The organism is Brunnivagina elsteri CCALA 953, from assembly GCF_002289455.1.
GTDB classification, from domain to species: Bacteria; Cyanobacteriota; Cyanobacteriia; order Cyanobacteriales; family Nostocaceae; genus Brunnivagina; species Brunnivagina elsteri.
Genome location: NZ_NTFS01000561.1, coordinates 1 through 3296 on the forward strand (window position 1 = coordinate 1; position 3296 = coordinate 3296).

General features: G+C 40.0%; 5 protein-coding genes. All 5 read right to left on the reverse strand.

The window, feature by feature from the left end; all coding sequences use genetic code 11:
- Positions 1 to 141: 141 nt before the first annotated feature.
- Positions 142 to 720, reverse strand: a complete 579-nt coding sequence (locus CK510_RS28300; protein WP_095724814.1) for a hypothetical protein — start codon at positions 718 to 720, stop codon at positions 142 to 144.
- A 45-nt stretch (positions 721 to 765) separates the two neighbouring features.
- Positions 766 to 933 carry a hypothetical protein gene (locus CK510_RS32155; protein WP_158224988.1) on the reverse strand — a complete coding sequence of 56 codons (168 nt, stop codon included), beginning with the start codon at positions 931 to 933 and terminating at the stop codon, positions 766 to 768.
- Between the two features lie 131 nt (positions 934 to 1064).
- Complete coding sequence (locus CK510_RS28305; RefSeq protein WP_095724815.1) at positions 1065 to 1319, reverse strand: hypothetical protein; 255 nt, start codon at positions 1317 to 1319, stop codon at positions 1065 to 1067.
- Positions 1320 to 1502: 183 nt separating this feature from the next.
- Entirely contained in the window at positions 1503 to 2024 is a 522-nt protein-coding gene (locus CK510_RS28310; RefSeq protein ID WP_095724816.1) for an N-acetylmuramoyl-L-alanine amidase, read from the reverse strand.
- A gap of 54 nt (positions 2025 to 2078) precedes the next feature.
- On the reverse strand, positions 2079 to 3158 hold the full coding sequence (locus tag CK510_RS28315) for a hypothetical protein (RefSeq protein WP_095724817.1): 1080 nt from the start codon (positions 3156 to 3158) through the stop codon (positions 2079 to 2081).
- Positions 3159 to 3296 lie beyond the last annotated feature (138 nt).

The following is a 3296-nucleotide window of genomic DNA, read 5'->3' on the forward strand; positions in this document are numbered from 1 at the left end:
ACTTTTACCTCGAAAAAATACAACACTATTATTGTATGATAAAAGTTCCTTAAAAACTCACAAAGTCAACAGCCTAGGTACAGTCCTCCAAATACTGTATCCGTCCATTTCTGATCGAGTAATAATAAGGCTTTTCGTTCTTCATTTCCTTACTAGTAGATACGTGAATGTGGGGACAGTTGAAATTGCTGAATAGGCAACCTTATTGGTTATGACATTAGTGTTTATTAAATTTTTAAATTGCTGAGTATTTACGCCTCTGTATTTAGTCCCTGTAATCAAAAAATTTACGGGGGTCTCTAAAAACTCATGGCTATTAGCATTCAAACTGTTAAATTCTGCATTAGCTAGCAACTCAATATTCCCGCCTCCTTGACTTCCTAGCGACAGCCTTCTGTTATAGAATTCCCCACTAATAATCGTCTGGTTTACCGTAAAGATATGGATGTAATACTGCTTGACAAAAATATCAAAATCAGGATTGATTAAATAAACTGTATTTGACGCGCCTGTTGTAATCTGCCACGAATGATAGTACAACTGGGAAACCCAACGGGGGTTATTCTCAACAGTTAAATAGTTCCATTGTTGAATTAAATTATTATCATTGTCCAACTCATTCCACATATCGCCGACTTGGGGGTTACTTGGTTCGATTGAGCTAGTAATAATCGAACTATTAGCAACAGGAATTATCAGCGAATCGTCTAAAAAAGGCATATTATTAAGAACCCCTAAATTCAGTAACTTGAATCGTAGAAGCCGCTACCGAATACCCGTAAATATCCCCCAAATAAATAGGATGTGGGAATTCGTAACCTCTTCCAGGCGATAGCCTAATTGAATAATCTGTATCGCTCCTTCTTGTTTAATCAGGGATATTGCCCCAACTTTTATAAAATTCACCCCATCCGTACTAATTTCTAAGTCCAATTGAATTCGAGGGTTCTCCCACTCGATATTCAGCAAAAATATCTAAATGCGGTCGCCCCAATCAAAGAACAAGGAGAAAATAAAAAAGGCTATAGGGGAGCTATAGCCAAAACGAGGTGCATGGAAACTTTTTAGCTTTTAAGCAAACTTAAATCAGCCTCTGCTTTAGCAATGATTTGTTCTAACGCCGAATCGTCGTCTTCATCCGCATTGACGTAAGTTTCATACATGGTTTTCACCTCCATTGCCTCCATCTCTTTCGCCACGATGGTTTCAGCCTTGGCGGCATTCTCTGCACTCAACTCGGCATTCTCTTGTTTTAGGTAAGCAATGTATTCAAATAAAAGGTTAAATGCGTAAATCGCTCGATCGTTTTGTGGAGCCATAATTTTTAAAAATAGCAAAATTTACTGTTAGAAATCCAAAAATAATAGTATCAGAATTGACGGCTGTTAACTGTCTCTTGGATTTTTTTCATCGTTCGTTGGTGGCTCTGCATCTCCTTATCCCGTCGAATGTCTTCGTGGATTTGGAAGATTTGCATCACAACTAAAACCAGTGATAAACTCTCACTTATCGTTTGCGACGACACTAAGTACCCCCTTTGCGATCGCATCGCTCATTTCTTCGGCATCGAATCGCGTCATATCCGCCACATTGGTAATAAAACACCCTTCTATAAGGAGCGCGGGCATTTTGGTATTGCGTAGGACATAAAGGTGGCTACCGTCCTTAACTCCTCTGTCATGATATCCTAATCGTGCAATATTTGCGACTATCGCGCCTGCGTAATTGTACCCAATTTTACTAATGGCATACACTTCGACTCCATTCGCTCTAGGTGTAAATGCATTGAAGTGTAAGCTCGCGAATATATCGCAATCACGAGAGTTAGCCATGTCGCACCTCTGCTGTAACGAGCTTTTAGTTGAGCTTGCGGCTTTTGGGCGAGTAAGTATTATGTCGTTGCAACTTTTCAGCTTTTCGACTAACAATAGTCCAACTTGATTAATCAAACTTTCTTCCGTGCGAATACCGACAGCCCCCCCATCACGGGGTAATCCGTGCCCTAAATCAAGCGCGATTTTCATATTTATTACCAATAGTATTTTTTTTGATTGAAGTGCGATCGCACTTATTTGTATCTATTTTTTCTTAGGTGGCGCAAGCGCCTCTTTGGCACTTTCTCCTAATTGAATACGTACGTGCTGTATTTTCCCAAGGATATTGCTTCTAGCTATTTTCTGAGAAGCAATGTAAGTATCCAAATTATTCGCGACGATAAAACTCGCTTCCATGCAACTATCTGAAAATCCCTCTAAAGCATTTTCCTTAAATTCCTTCCATTGGGGGTCTTTCTCTTTTTCGATAATCGGATCGATAATGTTTTTCTTGATAGTCCATGCTTGCTGATTCGCATCGCCCCACTTTTTAAAAACTTCCTCGCCGACAACTTTACGGAAGAACTTCCCGAATTCACTATCAGGATTACGTTTGAGTTCTCGTCGAGTTGAAGTAAATCGGTTGATTAATTCAGAATTAATCAGCGTTTGGCTACTTAATCTAATTATTTGGGCAATATTTGAATATAGTTCGCTTCTAGCATCGTCATCTAAATCCTGCGCGATCGCAGTGCCGACCGCTTTGTTATATCGAAAAGCTAGTGAATTCGGAAGCGCCCCGCAAACCAACCACCCTAATGCACTTCCTACCGTGGTTCCCAGTAATCCGTACATACTGTTTACTTTTGCTTCTAACTGTTTATATAGCTCTTCATCGGTTTGATTGATGTTAAAGTTTAAAACTTGGTTTGTGGTACTAATTCCGCTCTGTAACAGGGTACTAAATATTGGGGCAAAGGTGACAGCACCCATTAATCCCGCAGTTGTGAGCGCAAACCCGCCAACCGCACCAAAAACCGCGCCACTAACTGCGGATATTATGAGGGCTCCCCCGAAGATAGCAGCAACGGTTCCTACACAGGTTACTGTCCACTTCGCAAAATCCCCGATATTGTTGATTCCCATTTCCTTTAATGCTTGTCTATACATCTCCCACCATTCGGAACCAACTCCCTTCAAAGTGTCTAAGCCATTTTTGTAATCTTCAAAAAATTCATTCGCTTTTCTAGGAGCTTCTTGAATGTCTTTTTTAATCGCCTTGACATTATTTTTAAATATTTGCTGAAAGCCTGGCAACAACCCGCGATTAATTGTAATAGGCATTATTTTTTTGTCCTCATCTTAGCAACTGAATTCTTCAGCCTTTTGATTGATAAGGGTGTCTGACTAGGCTGTTAACTTTGTACCCTTTTGCCCATAAGACTTCATGCAGAAAATGTGTTTACTACTTTTGTGGGAAAA